Consider the following 19949-nt stretch of genomic DNA (forward strand, 5'->3'; position numbering starts at 1 on the left):
CCCGAGCGGCGCAGCACCTCGATGTGAATGAACACATCATCGGCACGGCCGAAGACATTTGCAAAGCCGAATCCCTTGCCCTTGTCGAACCATTTCACCCGGGCCGGTTCGAGCGGCAGCGCGGCGATCTCCTCGGGATCGGTATCGCCCAGATCCTCCATCGAGGCGGCGCGCGTCTCGGTCTCGGGCGGCTCGATCGTGAGCACCTCGATCGCCTGCGCCCCGCGCGGCGTGGCCTGCACGCGCACGGTGATCCCGGCATTGTCGGCCACCGAGCCCTGGCCGAAGTTCCGCAACACATTGGCATGGAGCAGGATATCGGGCCCGCCCTCGACATCGACGATGAAACCAAAGCCCTTACCTGGGTCGAACCATTTCACGCGCCCCGCAACGAGCCGCAAATCGCTTCTTTCGTCCGTCATCCGTCTTTGTCCATCGCAGTAATCCCACCGTCGGCCGTCAGGCCGGTGCGGCGGTGACAGAAGCCAACTGTCATACGCTGGCCGGGAGATTCAAGCGAAAAAGCAAGGTATTCCAGACCTGCGCATTTCACGAAGCGTGAAATGCGCAGTGGAGTCACGGGTTCAGGCGGCTGATTTCCCAGGCATCGGCCGGCGTCGCGCGGCGCCAGCGGAAGCGGTCGTGCAGCCGGAAGGCGCCGTCGGCCCAGAATTCGATCTCGAGCGGGGTGATCCGGTAGCCGCCCCAGAACGGCGGACGCTTCGGATTGGGGCCGAGCCGGGCGGTGAGCTTCGCCACCTCCGCCATCAGCGCCCCGCGCGAGGCGAGCGGCTGGCTCTGATGCGAGGCCCAGGCGCCGAGCCGCGAGGTCAGCGCGCGCGAGGCATAGTAATGGTCGGCCTGCTCGCCCTCCTCGCGGGTCACGAGGCCGCGCACGCGGATCTGCCGGCGCAGGCTCTTCCAGTGCATCACGAAAGCGGCCTTGCCGGCCCCCTCGATCTCCTGCCCCTTGGCGGAGGTGTAGTTGGTATAGAAGACGAAGGCCCCGCCCGAGGGCGCCTCCTGCCCCTCGATCTCCTTCAAAAGCACCATGCGCACATTGGGCAGCCCGTCGCGGTCGACGGTGGCGATCGCGATCGCGTTCGGATCGTTGATCTCGCTCGCCTCGGCCTCGGAAAGCCAGCGCTTCGCGATCTCGAAAGGGTCGTCGCCCGCAAAGATCCCGCTTCTGTCGCTCATCTCACCTCTCCTCTGCCCGGCCACAAGCGCTGCGTGTGTCGACACCCGCAGCCCTCAACCAGCCTTGATGCTCCCGAATGTTTCGCCTAATGCTTGCGCACTTACCAGAGGGAAGCGGGAGAAACCGGATATGTCGAATGGTCTCATGGCGGGAAAACGCGGGCTGATCATGGGCCTCGCGAATGACAAATCCATCGCCTGGGGCATCGCCAAGGCGCTCTCCGACGCGGGCGCCGAGCTGGCCTTCTCCTATCAGGGCGAGGCGCTGAAGAAGCGCGTCGAACCGCTCGCCGCCTCGCTCGGCACGCCGATGCTCTTCGAATGCGACGTCGCAAGCGAGGAGAGCATGGATGCGCTCTTCGCCGCGCTGAAGGAAAGCTGGGGCACGATCGACTTCGTCGTCCACGCGATCGGCTTCTCCGACAAGAACGAGCTGCGCGGCCGCTACGTCGACACCTCGCGCGGCAATTTCTCGATGACGATGGACATCTCGGTCTATTCCTTCACCGCAGTTTGCAAACGCGCCGCCGAGCTGATGCCCGAGGGCGGCTCGCTGCTCACCCTCACCTATTACGGCGCCGAGCAGGTGATGCCGCATTACAACGTGATGGGCATCGCCAAGGCCGCGCTCGAGGCTTCGGTGAAATATATCGCCGAGGATCTGGGCAAGAACGGCATCCGCTGCAACGCGATCTCGGCCGGCCCGATCAAGACGCTCGCCGCTTCGGGCATCGGCGATTTCCGCTACATCATGAAGTGGAACGAGCTGAACTCGCCCTTGCGCCGCAACGTGACGCAGGAAGAGGTCGGCAAGGCCGCGCTTTATCTGCTCTCCGATCTCGGCTCGGGCACCACCGGCGAGACGCTGCATGTCGACGCAGGCTATCACGTCGTCGGCATGAAGGCGGTCGACGCGCCCGACATCGACGTGGTGACCGGCCGCAAGGAGTAATCGCGCGCGATGACCCTCGCCGCCTTTCTCGGTATCTATCTCGTGCAGCTCGCGGCGGCGATCTCGCCGGGGCCCGCGATCCTGATGGCTGCGCGCACCGGGCTGAGCGAGGGCTTCGCCCGCGGCGCCTGGCTTGCGGTCGGCATCGGCACCGGCGCCACGATCTGGGCCGCCGCGGCACTTTTCGGGCTTTCGGTGCTCTTCAAGCTCGCGCCGACGCTTCTGATCGTGCTGAAACTCGGCGGCGCGGCCTATCTGCTCTGGATCGCCTTCGGGATGTGGCGCCACGCCGCCGACCCGATCGCCGCGGGCGGCCCGGCCACGCAGCGCACCCGCTTCGGGCTCTGGCGGCTTGGCCTTGCGACGCAGCTCGCCAATCCGAAGCCCGCGATCTTCTTCGGCACCGTATTCCTGACCTTCGTGCCGCCCGAGGCCCCCGCCTGGGCCTATCCGGTGATCCTTGCGATCGTCTTCTTCAATGACTCGGGCTGTGCGATGCTGGTCGCGCGGCTCTTCTCGCTCGAGGCCACGCGCCGGCGCTACCTCGGGCTCAAGACCGTGTTCGAGCGGGTGTTCGGCGGGCTGCTGGCACTGCTTGGGCTGAAACTCGCGCTGACCTGAGAGGGATCCGATGTCCGAACGCCTGCCGCATGAAAAAGGCTTTCTCGTGAGCTGGGACCAGCTGCACCGCGACGGGCGCGCGCTCGCCTGGCGGCTCGACGGCAAGGGGCCCGACAATGGCGCCTGGCGCGCGATCGTGGGCATCACCCGCGGCGGGCTGGTGCCCGCGGCGATCATCGCGCGCGAGCTGAACATCCGGGTGATCGACACGATCTCGGTCAAGGGCTACAGCCACCAGACGCAGCACGATCCGGTCGTGATCAAGGCGCCGCAGGCCGATCTGATGGGCGACGGCACCGGCATCCTGGTGGTCGACGATCTCGTCGACTCGGGCCGCACGATCGAGCTTGTCCGCAAGCTCTATCCCAAGGCGCATTACGCCACGATCTACGCCAAGCCGAAGGGCCGCGAGCAGGTCGACACCTATATCACCGAGGTGAGCCAGGACACCTGGATCTTCTTCCCCTGGGACACTGCGCTGCAATATGTCAGCCCGTTCCGCGGCACCGACTGAGCCTGCGGCAACCCGACCGATGCTTCCGGCGGGGATATTTCCGGCTCTGTAGAAGCCCCTTCTATAGAGCGTAAATATCCCCCGCGGAGCGTCCTCCCTTGCCATTGCCGCGCGCGGGTGCTGATCTGGCGCCGATATTCAGGAGGCCCCGATGCTGCACCCGCTCAACCCCGCCCTCGGCACCACTTTCGCGCCCCCGGTGATGGAGGCGCGGCGCTGGCTCGAGGGGGTGAGCTTCCCTCCCGAACGCCCGCTGATCAACGTGAGCCAGGCCGCGCCGGTCGATCCGCCGCCCGAGGCGCTGCGCCGCGCGATCGCGGAGGCCGCGCTCGATAATCCCGCCGCGCATCTTTACGGGCCGGTGCTCGGCAATCGCGAGCTGCGCGAGGAACTCGCCGTGCAATGGTCGGCGGCCTATGGCGGCGCGATTTCCGGCGATCAGGTCGCGATCACCCAGGGCTGCAATCAGGCGTTCTGTGCGGTGATGGCGACGCTCGCCGGCGCGGGGGATGAAGTTCTCCTGCCAACGCCTTGGTATTTCAACCATAAAATGTGGCTCGACATGTCGGGAGTGACGGCGGTGCCGCTGCCGACCGGGCCGGGCCTGCTGCCCGATCCGGAACGCGCCGCGACGCTCATCACGCCCGCGACGCGGGCGATCGTGCTCGTCTCGCCCAACAATCCGGGCGGGGCGGAATACCCCGGCGATCTTCTGCGCGCCTTCCACGATCTCGCGCAAAAGCACGGCCTCGCGCTGATCGTCGACGAGACCTATCGCGATTTCGACAGCCGTTCCGGCGCGCCGCATGATCTTTTCACCGATCCCGACTGGGACGAGAGCTTCATCCACCTCTATTCCTTCTCGAAGGCCTATCGCCTCACCGGCCACCGCGTCGGCGCGATCGTCGCCTCGCGCGCACGCCTTGCCGAGGTCGAGAAATTCCTCGACACGGTGGCGATCTGCCCCAGCCAGCTTGGCCAGATCGCCGCGCTCTGGGGCATGCGCAACCTCGCGCAATGGGTCGCGGGCGAGCGCGCCGAGATCCTCGCGCGCCGTGCCGCGATGGAAGCCGGGCTTGCCACGCTGCCGGGCTGGAAGACCCTCGGCTGCGGCGCCTATTTCGCCTATGTCGAGCATCCCTCCCCCCTGCCCTCGCCGGAGTTTGCAAAATCGCTCGTGCGCGAGGCGGGGGTGCTGCTTTTGCCCGGCACGATGTTCATGCCCGCCTCCGACCCGGCCGGGGCGCGCCAGCTGCGCATCGCCTTCGCCAATGTCGATACCGCGGGGATCGCCGAATTGATGCGCCGGCTTGGCGCGCTTGCGCCCTGAGCCTTGCGGCACAGGCGCCGAAGCCCTAAGAACCGCTCAGAACTCAAGCGAGAGGATCCCTCAGATGTCCACGAGATTGCGCAGCCATGGCAAGAGCATGGTCGTCTGGGTCTTGCTCGCGATGCTGGTGCTCGGCCTTGGCGGCTTTGGCGTGCGCAATTTCTCGGGCCGGGTGCAGACGATCGGCACCGTCGGCGAGACCGAGATCACCACCGGGGATTACGCCCGCGCGCTGCGCGCCGAGATGAGCGCCGCGCAGGCGCAGATCGGTCGCCCGCTGAGCTTCGCCGAAGCGAAGAGCTTCGGCATCGACCGCCAGGTGCAGGCGCAGCTCTTCTCCGAGGCCGCGATGAGCGAGGAGGCGCGCCGCCTCGGGATCTCGGCGGGCGATGGCGAGATCACCGATCAGATCAGGCAGATCAAGGCCTTCCAGGGCGTCGACGGCAAATTCGACCGCGAGACCTACCGCCTCGCGCTGCGCCAGCAGGGCATGACCGAACCGCAGTTCGAGGCGCAGCTGCGCGCCGATATCGCGCGCTCGATCCTGCAGGGCGCGGTGGCGAGCGGGCTGCGCGCCCCGGCCACGCTGAGCCAGGCCTATGCGACCTATCTGACCGAGACGCGCGACCTCGCCTGGGCCGAGATCACCCCGGCGGATCTGCCCGAACAGGTCGGCACGCCGAGCGACGAGCAGCTCAAAGCCTGGTATGACGACCATATCGGCGAATTCACCAAGCCCGAGACGCGCGAGATCTCCTATCTCTGGCTCACCCCCGAGATGCTGAAGGACAAGGTCACGATCGACGACGCCACGCTGCAGGCGGCCTATCAGGAGCGTATCGGCGACTATGTCCAGCCGGAGCGGCGCCGCGTCGACAAGCTGGTCTACCCGACCGAGGAAGAGGCCGCGGCGGCGAAGGCGAAGTTCGAGGCCGGCGCCTCCTTTGCCGATCTCGCGAGCGATCGCGGGCTGACGCTCGCCGACACCGATCTCGGCGAGGTCTCGAAGGACGAACTCGGCACCGCGGGCGATGCGGTTTTCGCGCTGACCGCGCCGGGGATCGTCGGCCCGATCGCGACCGACCTCGGCCCCGCGCTTTTCCAGATGAACGGCATCGTGCCGGCCGAGACGACGAGCTTCGAGGAGGCGAAACCCGACCTGCTCGCCGAGGCGCAGATCGACCGCGCGCGGCGGATGATCGGCGATCTGACCTCGGATCTCGAGGACAAGCTCGCCTCCGGCGCGACGCTCGAGGAGCTGGCCAAGGAAAGCGACATGGAGCTTGGCAAGATCTCGATAGGCCCCGATACCAAGGACGGCATCGCCGCCTATGAAAACTTCCGCGACGCGGCGGCGAAGGTCACCGCCGAGGACTTCCCCGAGCTTGCCAATCTCGAGGATGGCGGCATCTTCGCGCTGCGCCTCGACGGGGTGACGCCGGCGGCGCCGATCCCCTTCGACGAGGTCAAGGACAAGGTCGCAGAAAGCTGGCGCGCGGCCGAGCTCGCGCGGCTGAAGACCGCCCGGGCCGAGGCGATCGTCGCTGCGGTGAACGGCGGCGCCGGGCTTGGCGCGCAGGGCGTGATCGTGGCGCAGGCCGCGCATGTCGCGCGCGACGGCTATCTTGAGGGCGTGCCCGCGAACCTCGTCGCGACCGCGTTTGCAACCGCGCCGGGCCAGGCCGCGGTGGCGGCCGAGGGCGGCCAGGTCTTCGTCGTGCAGCCCGAGCGCGCGATCGAGGCCGAGGCCCAGAGTGACGATTTCCGCAAGATGCAGGACCAGCTCGGCACCCGCATCGAACAGTCGATGGCGAACGATCTGACCGCCTTCTATGCGCGCGCGGTCGAAGCCGAGGCCGGGATCACCATCGACAGCGCCGCGATCAACGCGGTGCAGGCCCAGATGCAGTAAGGAGGCGCAAGTGGTCGCCCTTTCCCCCTCGTTCGAGATCTTCGAAAAAGCCTGGAACGCCGGGCAGAACCAGCTCGTCTATGCGCGGCTCGCCGCCGATCTCGACACGCCGGTCTCGCTGATGCTCAAGCTCGCCGATGCGGCGCCGAATTCCTTCATGCTCGAGTCGGTGACCGGCGGCGAGCTGCGGGGGCGCTATTCGATGGTCGGCATGAAGCCCGACGTGATCTGGCAGTGCCGCGGCACCCAGGCGCGGATCAACCGCCAGGCGCGGTTCGAGGAGCGCTTCGAGGATCTGCCGGGCCATCCGTTCGAGAGCCTGCGCGCGCTGATCGCCGAGAGCCGGATCGAGATGCCCGAGGATCTGCCCGCCGCGGCGGCCGGCCTCTTCGGCTATCTCGGCTATGACATGATCCGGCTGGTCGAGCATCTGCCGAACGTGAACCCCGATCCGCTCGGCGTGCCCGATGCGGTGCTGATGCGCCCCTCGGTCGTGGCCGTGCTCGACGGGGTGAAGGGCGACGTGATCCTGTGCGCCCCCGCCTTCCAAGGCGCGGGGCTGAATGCGCGGGCGGCCTATGCGCAGGCCGCCGAACGGGTGATGGACGCGCTGCGCGACCTCGACCGCGCCCCTGCGGAAAGCCGCGAGATGGGCGAGACGGCGCAGGTCGGGCCGCTGCGCTCGAACTTCACGCCCGAGAGCTACAAGGCCGCGGTCGAGAAGGCGAAGGAATATATCCGCGCGGGCGACATCTTCCAGGTGGTGCCGGCGCAGCGCTGGTCGGCGGATTTCCCGCTGCCGCCCTTCGCGCTTTACCGCTCGCTGCGGCGCACCAACCCCTCGCCCTTCATGTTCTTCCTGAACTTTGGCGGCTATCAGATCGTCGGCGCCTCGCCCGAGATCCTCGTGCGGCTGCGCGAGGGCGAGGTGACGATCCGCCCGATCGCCGGCACCCGCCCCCGCGGCGCGACGCCGGCCGAGGACAAGGCGCTCGAGGCCGATCTGCTCGCCGACAAGAAGGAGCTGGCCGAGCATCTGATGCTGCTCGATCTCGGCCGCAACGATGTCGGGCGCGTGGCGAAGATCGGCTCGGTGCATCCGACCGAGAAGTTCATCATCGAGCGCTATTCCCACGTCATGCACATCGTCTCGAACGTGGTTGGGGAACTCGCCGAGGGGGAGGACGCACTCTCCGCGCTGCTCGCCGGGCTGCCTGCGGGCACCGTCTCGGGCGCGCCGAAGGTGCGGGCGATGGAGATCATCGACGAGCTGGAACCGGAAAAGCGCGGCATCTACGGCGGCGGCATCGGCTATTTCGCGGCCAATGGCGAGATGGATTTCTGCATCGCGCTGCGCACCGCGGTGGTGAAGGATCAGACCCTTTACATCCAGGCCGGCGGCGGCGTCGTCTTCGACAGCAACCCCGAGGCCGAATATCAGGAAACCGTCAACAAATCCAAGGCGCTGCGCAAGGCGGCCGAGGATGCGGGCCTGTTCGTGCGGCACGGCAACGCCTGAGGGCGCGCCCGTTCCAGCGGGGAAATTCGAGTATTTGGACCAAGGAAAATCAGCTTTTTCCTGGTCCAAATACTCCTGCGCCGCGCGGACGAAGTGACCGGCCCGGCCTATTTCTCCAGCGATTTCACCGCGACCGCCGAGACCGGGACGAAGTTCACACCCTCGCCCACCTCGGCCTTCCATTCGCCGAGCGCGGCGATCGATTCCGGCCAGCTCGAGAGCATCACCGTGACCCCGCCACGCCGGCTCGCCTCGAAGGCCGCGCGCGAGAGGGTGCGCACCAGCACCGCCGCCTTGTCCCGGCGCTGGTCGAGCTCGCGCCAGACCTGCGCGCGGGCGAGCCTGGCGGCGGCGGCGATCTGCCCGGCGCTGTCCACCCCGGTCGCCTGCGTCACCAGCCCCATCCCGTCGGCGCCGAGCGCGCGGACGTATTCCTGCGCGAGGCGGCGGTCGTCCTGGAACACCGGGCGCCCCGCCTCGATCAGCGCGACCGCCTCGGGCAGGCGCTGGCGCCAGGCCTCGAGCGCGACCTCGGCATCCTGCGGCGCGGCCTGCGCGGGCAGCGCATCGGCGAGGATCGCCACCTCGATCCCGGCGGCGCGGTAATCGGCGGCAGCCTCGGCGGCATCGGGGCGCGCGGGGTCGATCGCCACGGTCAGCGGCAGGCCGAGCGCCTTGATCGTCTCGCGGTCGAGCCCACCCGCCGCGGTGCCGACATCGACGAGCACCACCGCGAAATAGGGCACCCCGGGGCGAGAGGTCCAGGTGCCGGCAAAGCGCTTGAGCGGGGCGTCATCGGTCAGCGGCGCGGCACTCGCGACGGAGCCGAAGCTCTCGGCGCCCGGCGCCGGGGTGACCGGCACCGCATCGGAGAATTTCGGCACCGCGGCGGGCGCGGGGTCGGCCGGCGCGCTCTCGGGCGCGGGCTCGGGCGCCTCGGCCGAGGGCGGCCGCTTGAAGCCGGTCTTCGGCGTCTCCGCCCCGCCGATCTTTGGCATCGCGGGCGCCATCGGGCGCGCGCCGACGCTTGGCAGCCGGTTCACCGTGGTGCCCTCGGCATTGGCGAAACCGGTGCCGTCGCCCGGGCGGAACACCCGCGGCTTCGCATCGCCGCCGGGCGGCACGATCGCGCCATCCGGCATCAGGGTAATTTCCTCGGCAGGCGCCTCGGCGGGAACTTCGGGGGCGGGCACCGGCGCAGCTTGCGGAGCCTCGGCCGTTTCCGGCGCGGGCTCGGGCGCGGCGGGCGCGACGGGGGCCGGCGTTTCCGCCATCGGCAGATCGGGGGCGCGCGCCTCGCCCGGCGGCGGCACGCCGACCGGCGCCTCGGGCGGGGGCGCCTGATCGAGCGCGGCGGCCGGCACCTCGGGCGCGGTGGGCACCGCGGGGGCGGCACTTTCGGCCTCGGGCCGCGCGGGCGGCTCGGTCCCCGGCATCGGCGCGGGCGCGGGCGCGCCCGCCTCGGCGACGGGGGCTTCGGGGGCCGCGGTATCGGCCTCGGGCGCGGCGCTTTCGGGGGCGGTCTGCGGCGGCTGATCGGTGCCGCTGCGCGCGAATTCGGAGCCCGCGGGCACCGCGACCGCGGGGCTTCCGCTCGGCGCGGGCAGATCGGGGGCGGGCGTCGCGCTACCCGCGTGCGGGGCGCCGGCCTCGTTCGCGGGCTGCGGCGCCGGCGCGACCAGCATCAGCGCGCCCAGCCCGAGCACCGCAACAAGGCTTCCCGCCCCGATCCCCGTGATGAACCCGCGCACCATCCGCCGCTCCCTCGAATCCCGCTTTCCGGCGTTTTCGGGCAGTCAAACCTGCCCTCCGGGCCTTGACCCCGGCGCGCCGCTCTGAGCATCTATAGCCCGACGCAAAGCCCGGATCACCCCCGGATTTCGGGCGCGAAGGGGAAAATGCCGCCATGCTCCTGCTCATCGACAATTACGACAGCTTTACCTACAACCTCGTGCATTATTTCGGCGAGCTCGGCGCGGATGTGAAGGTCGTGCGCAACGACGCAATGGATGTGCAGGCGGCGATGGGCCTGGGCGCGGAGGCGATCGTTCTGAGCCCCGGCCCCTGCGATCCGGCGCAGGCGGGGATCTGCATTCCGCTCACCATGGCGGCGGCGGAGGCCGGGGTGCCGCTTCTCGGCGTCTGCCTTGGCCATCAGACGATCGGCGAGGCCTTCGGCGGCAAGGTCGTGCGCGCGGGCGAGATCGTGCATGGCAAGATGGGCGAGATCCACCACGCCGGTCAGGGCGTCTTCCGCGGCCTGCCCTCCCCTTTCCTCGCGACCCGCTATCATTCGCTGATCGTCGAACGCGAGAGCCTGCCCGAGTGCCTCGAGGTCACGGCATGGCTCGAAGGCGGCATGATCATGGGGCTGCGCCACAAGGAGCGGCTGATCGAGGGGGTGCAGTTCCACCCCGAGTCGATCGCCTCCGAACACGGCCACCAGATGCTGCGCAATTTCCTCGAGGAAGCGAAAGTGAAGGTGACGGCATGAGCGACATCAAACCGCTGATCGGGATCGCGGCGGAGCGTCCGCTGACGCGGGCGGAGGCGGAGGACGCCTTCGACGCGCTTTTCGAAGGGGCGGCGAGCCCGGCGCAGATGGGCGGCCTTTTGATGGCGCTGCGCACCCGCGGCGAGACGGTGGAGGAGATCACCGCCGCCGCCTCGGTGATGCGCGCGAAGATGAACCGGATCACCGCGCCCGAGGGGGCGATCGACATCGTCGGCACCGGCGGCGACGGCAAGGGGACGCTGAACATCTCGACCGCGACGGCCTTCGTGGTGGCGGGCGCGGGCGTGCCGGTGGCAAAGCACGGCAACCGCAATCTGTCGTCGAAATCCGGCGCGGCCGATGCGCTCACCGCGCTCGGGCTTGACGTGATGAAGGGGCCGGAGGTGGCGCAGCGCTCGCTGAACAGCGCCGGCATCGCCTTCCTGATGGCGCCGATGCACCACCCGGCGATGAAGCACATCGGCCCGACCCGGGTCGAACTGGGCACGCGCACCGTCTTCAACCTGCTCGGCCCGCTGACGAACCCCGCGGGGGTGAAGCGCCAGCTCACTGGCGCCTTCTCGCGCGACTGGATCCGGCCGATGGCCGAGGTGCTGCAGAAGCTCGGCTCCGAGGCCGCCTGGCTGGTGCATGGCGGTGACGGCACCGATGAGCTGTCGGTTGCCGGCATCAGCTGGGTCGCGGCGCTGAAGGATGGCGCGATCACCGAATTCGAGGTCCACCCGGAGGAGGCCGGCCTGCCCGTCCACCCGTTCGAGGATCTGATCGGCGGCGAGCCGGCGGAGAACGCCAAGGCCTTCGCGGCGCTGCTCGAAGGGGCGCAGGGCGCCTATCGCAACGCGGTGCTGCTCAACGCCGCCGCGGCGCTGATCGTCGCCGGCAAGGCGGGCACGCTGCGCGAGGGCGCGGGGATCGCCGCGGAAAGCATCGATTCCGGGGCCGCGCTTCGCAAGCTCGAGGCGCTGATGCGCGCGCTGGCGTGAGGGGCCGATGAACATTCTAGACAAGATCAAGGCCTACAAGCTCGAGGAGATCGCCGCGGCGAAGGCGGCGCGCCCGCTTTCCGGCGTCGAGGCCGAGGCGCAGGCGCAGGCCCCGACCCGCGGTTTTGCCGCCGCGCTGACGCAGAAGGCGGCGCACGGCTATGGGCTGATTGCGGAGATCAAGAAAGCCTCGCCCTCGAAGGGGCTGATCCGCCCCGATTTCGACCCGCCGGCGCTCGCCGCAGCCTATGAGGCCGGTGGCGCCGCCTGTCTTTCGGTGCTGACCGATGCGCCCTCCTTCCAGGGCGCGCCCGAGTTCCTGCGGGCCGCGCGGGCGGCCTGTGCCCTGCCCGCGCTGCGCAAGGATTTCCTTTACGACACCTATCAGGTCGCCGAGGCGCGCGCCTGGGGGGCGGATTGCATCCTGATCATCATGGCCTCGGTCGAGGACAGCCTCGCCCGCGAGCTGGAAGACGCCGCCTTCGGCTGGGGGATGGATGTGCTCGTCGAGGTGCATGACGGGGCCGAGCTTGACCGCGCGCTCAAGCATCTGCGCTCGCCGCTGCTTGGCGTGAACAACCGCAATCTCAAGACCTTCGAGGTCACTCTTGATGTGACCCGCACGCTGGCGCCAGTGATCCTCGAGGCCGGGCGCGATCTCGTCTGCGAAAGCGGCATCTTCACCCGCACCGACATGGCCGCGATGGCCGAGGTCGGCGCGCGGCGCTTCCTGATCGGCGAAAGCCTGATGCGGCAGGCCGATGTGGCGGCGGCGACGAAGGCGCTTCTGGAGGTCGCATGACGCTGAGCCATTTCGACGCCGCCGGTCAGGCGCATATGGTCGATGTGTCGGAGAAACCCGTCACGTCGCGCGTGGCGGTGGCCGAGGGATGCGTCGTGATGCGCCCAGAAACGCTGGCCTATGTGCTTGAAGGCACGTCGAAAAAGGGCGACGTGCTTGGCATCGCGCGGGTTGCCGGGATCATGGGGGCGAAGAAATGCGCCGAGCTGATCCCGCTGTGCCATCCGCTGCCGATCACCAAGGTTTCGCTCGATCTCACCCCCGACCCCGACCTGCCCGGCGTGCGGATCGAGGCGACGGTGAAGACGACCGGCCAGACCGGCGTCGAGATGGAGGCGCTGACCGCCGTCTCGACCGCGGCGCTGACCGTCTATGACATGCTCAAGGCGGTGGAAAAATCCATGCAGATCGAGGGGATACGCGTCGTTCTGAAGGATGGCGGCAAATCCGGGCGCTACGAGGCCGAGGCATGATCCCGGTCGAGGAGGCGCTGGAAAAGGTGCTCGCGCTGGTCGCGCCGCTGCCCGCGGAAACCGTGGCGCTGCGCGCCGCGCTTGGCCGGGTGATGGCCGCGCCGGCCGCCGCGCGACTGACGCAACCGCCCTTCGATGCCTCGGCGATGGATGGCTACTGGCTCGCCGCCGCCGATCACCGCCCGGGCGCCGTGCTGCGCGTCGAGGGCGAGGCCGCGGCGGGCAAGGGCTACACCGGCCCCCTCGCCCCCGGTCAGGCGGTGCGGATCTTCACCGGCGCGCCCTGCCCCGCGCCAGGCGGCGTCGTCGTGCTGCAGGAGGACGTCGCGCGCGCGGGCGACCGGATCACCCTCTCCGAGACGCTGGCGCAGACCGACAACATCCGCCCCCGCGGCCAGGATTTTGCCGAAGGCGCCGAATTCTTCCCGCGCCGGGCGCTCACTGCGCGCGATCTTGGCCTGCTCGCCGCGATGAATGTCGCCGAGGTTGCGGTGCACCGCCGCCCCGTCGTCGCGGTGATCGCCACCGGCAACGAGCTGGTGATGCCGGGCGAAGAACCGGGGCCCGACCAGATCCTCTGCTCGAACAATTTCGTCGTCGGCGCGATGGCCGAGGCGGCGGGCGCCGAGCTGCGCATGCTGCCGATCGCGCGCGACAGCGAGGCGAGCCTGCGCATGGTTTTCGGCCTTGCCGAGGGGGCGGATCTGATCGTGACCTCGGGCGGCGCCTCGGTCGGCGAGCATGACCTCGTCGGCGCGGTCGCGGCGGGGCTCGGCCTCGAGCGTGCGTTCTGGAAGATCGCGATGCGCCCGGGCAAGCCGCTGATGGCGGGGCGGATGGGCGGCTCGGCGCTGCTTGGACTGCCGGGCAACCCGGTCTCGGCGACCGTCTGTGCGACGCTTTTCCTCGGCCCGATGCTCGCGCGGATGCAGGGGCTCGAGGCGCGCCCCGAGCCGCGGCGCGCCGTGCTCGCCGCCCCGGTCGGCGCGAATGGCGCGCGCACGCATTACATGCGCGCGCGGCTTGCCCCCGGCGCGGAACTGCCCGCGATCACCCCCTTCGGCAATCAGGATTCCGCGCTGCTCGGCGTTCTGTCCGAGGCAGACGCGCTCCTGATCCGCCCGATCGGCGACGGGCCGCGGGCGGCGGGCGAGGTGGTGGATTACCTGCCGCTCTGAGGCATGGTTAACCGAACATTAAGACGGCGCATGTCAGATTCATTGACACGAAAGGGGAACGGGCTTAGAACGTTTTCAGAACTCCGTGTCGATGATCGAGCGAGGGACACCCGATGCTGACGCGCAAACAATTGGAATTGCTGGAATTCATCCAGAAGCGGATGGCGCGCGATGGCGTGCCCCCGTCGTTCGACGAAATGAAGGATGCGCTCGACCTGCGGTCGAAATCGGGCATCCACCGGCTGATCACCGCGCTCGAGGAGCGCGGTTTCATCCGCCGCCTCGCCCATCGGGCGCGCGCGATCGAGATCGTGAAACTGCCCGAGGCGATGGAGCGCAATGCGAAAGCCGGCTTCGAGCCGAAGGTGATCGCGGGCGACCGCAGCGACCCGCCGCGCGGCGCGCTGGCGGTCGAGGCGGTGGGCGCGCTCGAGCTGCCGGTGATGGGGCGCATCGCCGCCGGCGTGCCGATCGAAGCGATCGCCGAGGTCTCCCATCACGTCGCCGTTCCCGGCTCGATGCTCTCCGGCCGGGGTGAGCACTATGCCCTTGAAGTCAAAGGCGATTCGATGATCGAGGCGGGGATCAACGATGGTGACATCGTGGTGATCCGCGAACAGGGCACGGCCGACAATGGCGATATCGTCGTCGCGCTGGTCGAGGGGCATGAGGCGACGCTGAAGCGGTTCTACCGCCGCGGCGGGATGATCGCGCTCGAGGCGGCGAACCCGGCCTATGAGACGCGGCTGCTGCGCGAGGATCAGGTGAAGGTGCAGGGCCGCCTCGTCGGGCTGATCCGCACCTATTGAGGCCCCCACGGGCTGGATGCGGGGCGCCTTCGGGCGCCCTTTTCACTTGCTCGCGCGGGTCCAGATCCGGTCGCCAGCGACCTCGGCCGCCGCGGTGATCCGCCCGTCGGGCCAGAGCGCGAGCGCACCGCTCCGCGCAAGCGACCGGCGATCGTAGACGGTGCAATCGCCGGAAAAGCCGCGCGGCGCGAAGGCACCGAGCACGACGAGCGCGCCGTCGTGGCAGACCTCGGCGAGGCGCTCCTCCGCGCCCTTGCCGGTGAGATGCACGAGCGCCCGGCCCCGCCATTCCGTCCGGCGCGCGTTCTTCGGCCCGGAAAAGCCGGGACGCGCCGCGGCCTCGGCGGTGATGGCGCGGTCGCCATCCGCCTCGAGCCAGCGGTCGCCGACGAAGCTGTTCGCCGATTTCGAAAGCACCCGCCCCTCCGGCCCGATCAGCCCGACGAGCGCCCCCTCGGGCGCGATCAGCAGCGGGGCGCGCGCGGGGATCGCCCAGCTGACGAGCGCGGCGCAGGCGAGCGCGGTGGCGGCAAGGCGCAGCGGCCCGCGCGCGACGACGGCGAGCGTGGCGCCGAGCGCGAGGAGCGGCAGCACGAGCGGCGCCGGCGCGGGGATCATGCTCACCGATCCGTCGAGGCCCGCGACCCAGGCCGCCACCGCCAGCACCCAGCGCGTGCCGAGCCCCATCACCCAGAGCGCGGGCGCGGCGAGGCCGAAGGGTGCGAGCAGCGCCGCGATCACGCCGGCGGGCATCACCAGCGTGCCCATCACCGGCACCGCGAGCAGGTTCGCGAGCATGCCATATTGCGACATCCGGTTGAAATGCGCGGCGGCGATCGGCGCGGTGGCGAGCCCGGCGACGAGCGAGGTCAGCAGCAGCATCAGCACCGGGCGCGCCCAGACCGGCAGGCGATGGGCGACGCGCCCCCAGGGCCGCGCGGCGAGGATCAGCGCCACGGTCGCGGCGAAGGACATCTGGAAGCCGGGCGCGGCGAGGCTTTCGGGTTGCCACAAAAGCAGCACGAGCGCCGCGATCGCCACCGTGCGCAGGCTGATCGCGCGCCGGTCGAGCAGCACCGCGACGAGCATCACCGAGACCATGATCCAGGCGCGCTGCGTCGCCACCTGCGGCCCCGCGACCCAGAGATAAAGCGTCGCGGCGACAAGCGCGACGGCGGCGGCGATCTTCTTCACCGGCCAGGTCAGCGTGCGATTGCCAAGCGCGGCAAGGCCATAGCGCAGCGCGCCGAAGACGAAACCGGCGAGCATGCCCATGTGCAGCCCGGAGATCGAGACGAGGTGATAGAGGTTCGAGCCGCGCATCACGTCATTCGTCGCCGCCGCGATGCCGGAGCGGTCGCCCGTCATCAGCGCCGCGGCGACGGCGCCGGCCTGGCCGCCGATCTGCGCCTGCATTGCCGCCGAAAGCCGCATCCGCAGCCGATAGCCGGCAAGCCCCCAGTCCCCCGGTTCGGGCGGCGCGACGAGCATCACCGGCGTGCGGGAATAGCCGACGCCGCCGAGCCGCTCGAAAAAGGCGCTGCGGCGGAAATCCCAGCCGCCGGGCTCGGCCGGGCCGGAGGGCGGGCTGAGCGAGGCGGTGAGCATCACCCGCATCCCGGGTTCGGGCGCGAAATCCCGCGGCGCACCGAGCAGCGCCACCCGCACCGTCGCCGGGCGGCGGTCGGGCGCGAGGTCGCGCAGCACGATCCGGTCGAGGGTGAGGCGGATCGCGTCGCGCGCGGAGCGGTCGATCTCGACGATGCGCCCCTCGACCGGGCCGTAATAGCGCGTGCTCAGCACCGGCGCGGCGACGGACTGGGCGCGCAGCACGGCGGCGAGGAGGCCGATCGCGGTGAGCGCGACGAGGGCGGCGAGGAATTTCGCCGACCCCGGACCGCGCGCCCAGACGAGAAGCCCCGCCCCCGCAAGTGCAACGGCAAGCGCGATCTGCCCCGCCCCGGGTTCGGCCGGCAGCAGGAAATAGCCGCCGATCCCGCAGGCGAGCGCGATCGGCGCCCAGAGCACCACCTCGCCCCGCGCCTCGTCGAGCGTGGTGAGCGGATCGGCAAGGCCGCGCGTCAGCGCCCGGCGCAGCCAGCGCCCCGCCCGCGCGCGGCGCAGCGCGAAAGGCACCGGCAGATCGGCGCCCGGCCGTGCCGCCGGCCAGACCCTGCGCCCGCGCACAGGGGGAGATGCACTCACCGCTGGCTCTGCCACTTGTCCTCGAACCCCTTCGTGCATTAGGAAAGCCGCGAACAGCCTACGGGCTTCATGGTTTCCAAAAGGTTAACGCGCCTGCCCTCTGGCGGCGAAGGCGCGGGAAAGGCGCCAATGTCGCAAGCACCGCAAAAACAGAAGATCGTCACCCGTTTCGCCCCCTCGCCGACGGGTTATCTCCATATCGGCGGCGCGCGCACCGCGCTGTTCAACTGGCTCTTTGCCCGCGGCCACGGCGGCACGTTCCTGCTGCGCATCGAGGATACCGACCGCGCGCGCTCGACCCCCGAGGCGACGGCGGCGATCCTCAAGGGCCTCGACTGGCTCGGCCTCGACCATGACGGCGAGGTGGTGAGCCAGTTCGAACGCGCGCCGCGCCATGCCGAGGTCGCGCGCGAGATGCTGGCCCGCGGTGCGGCCTACAAGTGCTTCTCCACCCAGGAGGAAATCGCCGCCTTCCGCGAAGCGGCGAAGGCCGCGGGCACCTCGCAGCTGTTCCGCTCGCCCTGGCGCGACGCGGACCCCGCGACCTTCCCCGATGCGCCCTATGTGATCCGGCTGAAGGCCCCGCGCGAGGGCGTCACCGTGATCCGCGACGCGGTGCAGGGCGATGTCACGATCCGCAACGACCAGCTCGACGACATGATCTGCCTGCGTTCGGACGGCACGCCGACCTATATGCATGCGGTGGTGGTCGACGATCACGACATGGGCGTGACCCATGTGATCCGCGGCGACGACCATCTGGTGAATGCCGCGCGGCAGATGCAGATCTATCACGCGATGGATTGGGACGTGCCGGTCTTCGCCCATATCCCGCTCATTCACGGCCCCGATGGCAAGAAGCTCTCGAAGCGCCACGGCGCGGTCGGGCTCGAGGAATATCAGGCGATGGGCTACCCCGCCCCGGGGATGCGCAACTATCTTGCGCGACTCGGCTGGAGCCATGGCGATGACGAATTCTTCACCGACGAGCAGGCGAAAAGCTGGTTCGAGCTGGAAGGAATCAACCGCGCCCCGGCCCGGCTCGACTTCAAGAAGCTCGAGAACATCTGCGGCCAGCACATTGCCGTGACCCCCGATGACGTGCTGCTTGCCCAAATTTCCGGCTATCTCGCGGCGGCGGAGCTGCCGGCGCTGAGCGCGGCGCAGGAAACGGCGCTTCTGGCGGCGCTGCCGGTGGTCAAGCAGGGCGCGAAGACCCTGCCGCAACTGCTTGAAAAGGCGCGCTTTACCCTGATCTCCCGCCCCGTGGAAATGGACGAGAAGGCGGCGAAACAGCTCGATCCGGTATCCCGTGGTATACTGAAACAATTGACGCCGCAGCTGCAAAATGCTAGCTGGACGCGCGAGGAATTGGAGGCGATCATCACCCAGGAAGCACAGGCACAGGGGCTCGGGCTCGGTAAGCTCGCGGCTCCGATGCGGGCTGCGCTGACGGGTCGGACGGTCACCCCCGGCATCTTCGAGATGATGGTGCTGCTGGGCCGGGAGGAAACGCTGGCCCGACTGAACGATCAGGTGGCCTGAGGCCTGGCCGCCTTAGCCGGGAAACCGGAACGAGAGACCGGCGGGGCCTTGCCGGACGACAGGAAAGGGAACTTCATGGCAGATACCAAGCGCGTTGCCACGCTTACGCTCGACGGCAAGACCTACGATCTTCCGGTGCTTTCGCCCTCCGTGGGCCCCGATGTCCTCGACATCCGCAAGCTCTACGGCCAGGCTGACGTGTTCACCTACGACCCCGGCTTCACCTCGACCGCGGCCTGCGAGTCGGCGATCACCTATATCGACGGCGACAAGGGCGAGCTGCTCTATCGCGGCTACCCGATCGACCAGCTGGCCGAGAAGTCGCATTACCTCGAGGTCTGCTATCTGCTGCTGAACGGCGAGCTGCCGACCGAAAAGCAGATGTACGATTTCGAATACCGGATCACGCGGCACACCATGCTGCACGAGCAGATCCAGTACTTCTTCCGCGGTTTCCGTCGTGACGCCCACCCGATGGCGACGATGGTCGGCGTGGTCGGCGCGCTCTCGTCCTTCTACCACGACTCTCTCGACATCAACGATCCGTGGCAGCGTGAAGTCGCCTCGATGCGGCTCATCGCGAAACTGCCGACGATCGCCGCCTGGGCCTACAAATACTCGATCGGCCAGCCCTTCGTCTATCCGCGCAACGAGCTGAGCTACGCCGAGAACTTCCTGCACATGTGCTTCTCGGTCCCGGCCGAGCCCTACACGGTGGAACCGGCGCTCGCCAAGGCGATGGACCGCATCTTCACGCTGCACGCCGACCACGAGCAGAATGCCTCGACCTCGACCGTGCGTCTGGCGGGCTCCTCGGGCGCGAACCCGTTTGCCTGCATCGCGGCCGGCATCGCCTGCCTCTGGGGCCCGGCGCATGGTGGTGCGAACCAGGCCTGCCTCGAGATGCTGCGCGAAATCGGCACCGTCGACCGTATCCCCGAGTTCATCGCCCGCGCGAAGGACAAGAACGATCCGTTCAAGCTGATGGGCTTCGGCCACCGCGTCTACAAGAACTTCGACCCGCGCGCGAAGGTCATGAAGGAATCGGCGGACGAGGTGCTCGACCTGCTCGGCATCCACGACAACCCGACGCTCCAGGTCGCCAAGGAGCTCGAGAAGATCGCGCTTCAGGACCCCTACTTCATCGAGAAGAAGCTCTACCCGAACGTCGACTTCTACTCGGGCATCATCCTCGAGGCGATGGGCTTCCCGACCGCGATGTTCACCCCGATCTTCGCGCTCTCGCGCACCGTCGGCTGGATCTCGCAGTGGAAGGAAATGATCGGCGATCCCACCGGCAAGATCGGCCGTCCGCGCCAGCTCTACACCGGCGCGACCTTCCGCGACTACGTCCCGGTCGAAAAGCGCTGAACCGGTCGAAACGACGGACA

18 protein-coding genes are annotated in these 19949 nt (G+C 69.0%); 14 read left to right on the forward strand and 4 right to left on the reverse strand.

Annotated elements, in window-relative coordinates; translation table 11 throughout:
- Both AB7U46_RS06430 and pdxH read right to left on the reverse strand, forming a co-directional pair.
- The coding region (locus tag AB7U46_RS06430) for a cold-shock protein (protein WP_428336122.1) at nt 1–422 on the reverse strand (422 nt) is incomplete at its 3' end.
- A 154-nt stretch (nt 423–576) separates the two neighbouring features.
- The gene (gene pdxH, locus AB7U46_RS06435; protein ID WP_428336123.1) at nt 577–1200 is read right to left on the reverse strand and encodes a pyridoxamine 5'-phosphate oxidase; all 624 of its coding nucleotides are present in this window, start codon (nt 1198–1200) and stop codon (nt 577–579) included.
- Between the two features lie 130 nt (nt 1201–1330).
- Between pdxH and fabI the strand changes: the two genes are divergently transcribed.
- The 6 genes from fabI to trpE all read left to right on the forward strand — a co-directional run bounded on the left by fabI (nt 1331) and on the right by trpE (nt 8048).
- Complete coding sequence (fabI, locus tag AB7U46_RS06440; RefSeq protein WP_428336124.1) at nt 1331–2152, forward strand: enoyl-ACP reductase FabI; 822 nt, start codon at nt 1331–1333, stop codon at nt 2150–2152.
- A gap of 9 nt (nt 2153–2161) precedes the next feature.
- Nucleotides 2162–2773 (forward strand): LysE family translocator, encoded by a 612-nt coding sequence (locus AB7U46_RS06445; protein ID WP_428336125.1) that lies wholly within the window; start codon nt 2162–2164, stop codon nt 2771–2773.
- A gap of 10 nt (nt 2774–2783) precedes the next feature.
- Nucleotides 2784–3287 carry a xanthine phosphoribosyltransferase gene (gene gpt / locus AB7U46_RS06450; RefSeq protein ID WP_428336126.1) on the forward strand — a complete coding sequence of 168 codons (504 nt, stop codon included), beginning with the start codon at nt 2784–2786 and terminating at the stop codon, nt 3285–3287.
- A 151-nt stretch (nt 3288–3438) separates the two neighbouring features.
- Entirely contained in the window at nt 3439–4617 is a 1179-nt protein-coding gene (locus AB7U46_RS06455) for an aminotransferase (RefSeq protein ID WP_428336127.1), read from the forward strand.
- Nucleotides 4618–4681: 64 nt separating this feature from the next.
- A complete protein-coding gene (locus tag AB7U46_RS06460) occupies nt 4682–6529 on the forward strand; it encodes a SurA N-terminal domain-containing protein (RefSeq protein ID WP_428336128.1) in 1848 nt (615 codons plus the stop codon).
- A 10-nt stretch (nt 6530–6539) separates the two neighbouring features.
- Nucleotides 6540–8048: an anthranilate synthase component I gene (trpE, locus tag AB7U46_RS06465; RefSeq protein WP_428336129.1), complete on the forward strand. Its 1509-nt coding sequence runs from the start codon at nt 6540–6542 to the stop codon at nt 8046–8048.
- A gap of 107 nt (nt 8049–8155) precedes the next feature.
- Here the strand turns inward: trpE and AB7U46_RS06470 are convergent, their stop codons facing one another.
- Entirely contained in the window at nt 8156–9802 is a 1647-nt protein-coding gene (locus tag AB7U46_RS06470) for a divergent polysaccharide deacetylase family protein (RefSeq protein ID WP_428336130.1), read from the reverse strand.
- Nucleotides 9803–9954: 152 nt separating this feature from the next.
- On the opposite strand from AB7U46_RS06470, the gene AB7U46_RS06475 reads away from it, so the two are divergent.
- The 6 genes from AB7U46_RS06475 (at nt 9955) to lexA (ending at nt 14808) form a co-directional block, all read left to right on the forward strand.
- Complete coding sequence (locus AB7U46_RS06475; protein WP_428336131.1) at nt 9955–10542, forward strand: anthranilate synthase component II; 588 nt, start codon at nt 9955–9957, stop codon at nt 10540–10542.
- The gene (gene trpD / locus AB7U46_RS06480) at nt 10539–11546 is read left to right on the forward strand and encodes an anthranilate phosphoribosyltransferase (RefSeq protein ID WP_428336132.1); all 1008 of its coding nucleotides are present in this window, start codon (nt 10539–10541) and stop codon (nt 11544–11546) included. The genes AB7U46_RS06475 and trpD overlap by 4 nt, the downstream gene beginning before the upstream one ends.
- Before the next feature lie 7 nt (nt 11547–11553).
- Entirely contained in the window at nt 11554–12348 is a 795-nt protein-coding gene (trpC, locus tag AB7U46_RS06485; RefSeq protein WP_428336133.1) for an indole-3-glycerol phosphate synthase TrpC, read from the forward strand.
- Nucleotides 12345–12821: a cyclic pyranopterin monophosphate synthase MoaC gene (gene moaC, locus AB7U46_RS06490; protein ID WP_428336134.1), complete on the forward strand. Its 477-nt coding sequence runs from the start codon at nt 12345–12347 to the stop codon at nt 12819–12821. Before trpC ends, moaC begins: the two co-directional genes overlap by 4 nt.
- Nucleotides 12818–13999 (forward strand): molybdopterin molybdotransferase MoeA, encoded by a 1182-nt coding sequence (locus AB7U46_RS06495; RefSeq protein WP_428336135.1) that lies wholly within the window; start codon nt 12818–12820, stop codon nt 13997–13999. Before moaC ends, AB7U46_RS06495 begins: the two co-directional genes overlap by 4 nt.
- A 113-nt stretch (nt 14000–14112) precedes the next feature.
- A complete protein-coding gene (gene lexA / locus AB7U46_RS06500) occupies nt 14113–14808 on the forward strand; it encodes a transcriptional repressor LexA (protein ID WP_428336136.1) in 696 nt (231 codons plus the stop codon).
- A gap of 42 nt (nt 14809–14850) precedes the next feature.
- Here the strand turns inward: lexA and AB7U46_RS06505 are convergent, their stop codons facing one another.
- On the reverse strand, nt 14851–17013 hold the full coding sequence (locus AB7U46_RS06505; RefSeq protein WP_428336137.1) for a ComEC/Rec2 family competence protein: 2163 nt from the start codon (nt 17011–17013) through the stop codon (nt 14851–14853).
- 129 nt (nt 17014–17142) lie between these two features.
- Here AB7U46_RS06505 and gltX point away from each other — a divergent pair, with 129 nt between their 5' ends.
- Together gltX and gltA are read left to right on the forward strand one after the other, a co-directional pair.
- Complete coding sequence (gene gltX / locus AB7U46_RS06510; protein WP_428336138.1) at nt 17143–18558, forward strand: glutamate--tRNA ligase; 1416 nt, start codon at nt 17143–17145, stop codon at nt 18556–18558.
- A gap of 75 nt (nt 18559–18633) precedes the next feature.
- On the forward strand, nt 18634–19929 hold the full coding sequence (gene gltA / locus AB7U46_RS06515; protein ID WP_428336139.1) for a citrate synthase: 1296 nt from the start codon (nt 18634–18636) through the stop codon (nt 19927–19929).
- Nucleotides 19930–19949: the final 20 nt, after the last annotated feature.

The sequence above is a fragment of the Paenirhodobacter sp. genome, from assembly GCF_050177655.1.
Taxonomy (GTDB): Bacteria; Pseudomonadota; Alphaproteobacteria; order Rhodobacterales; family Rhodobacteraceae; genus Rhodobacter.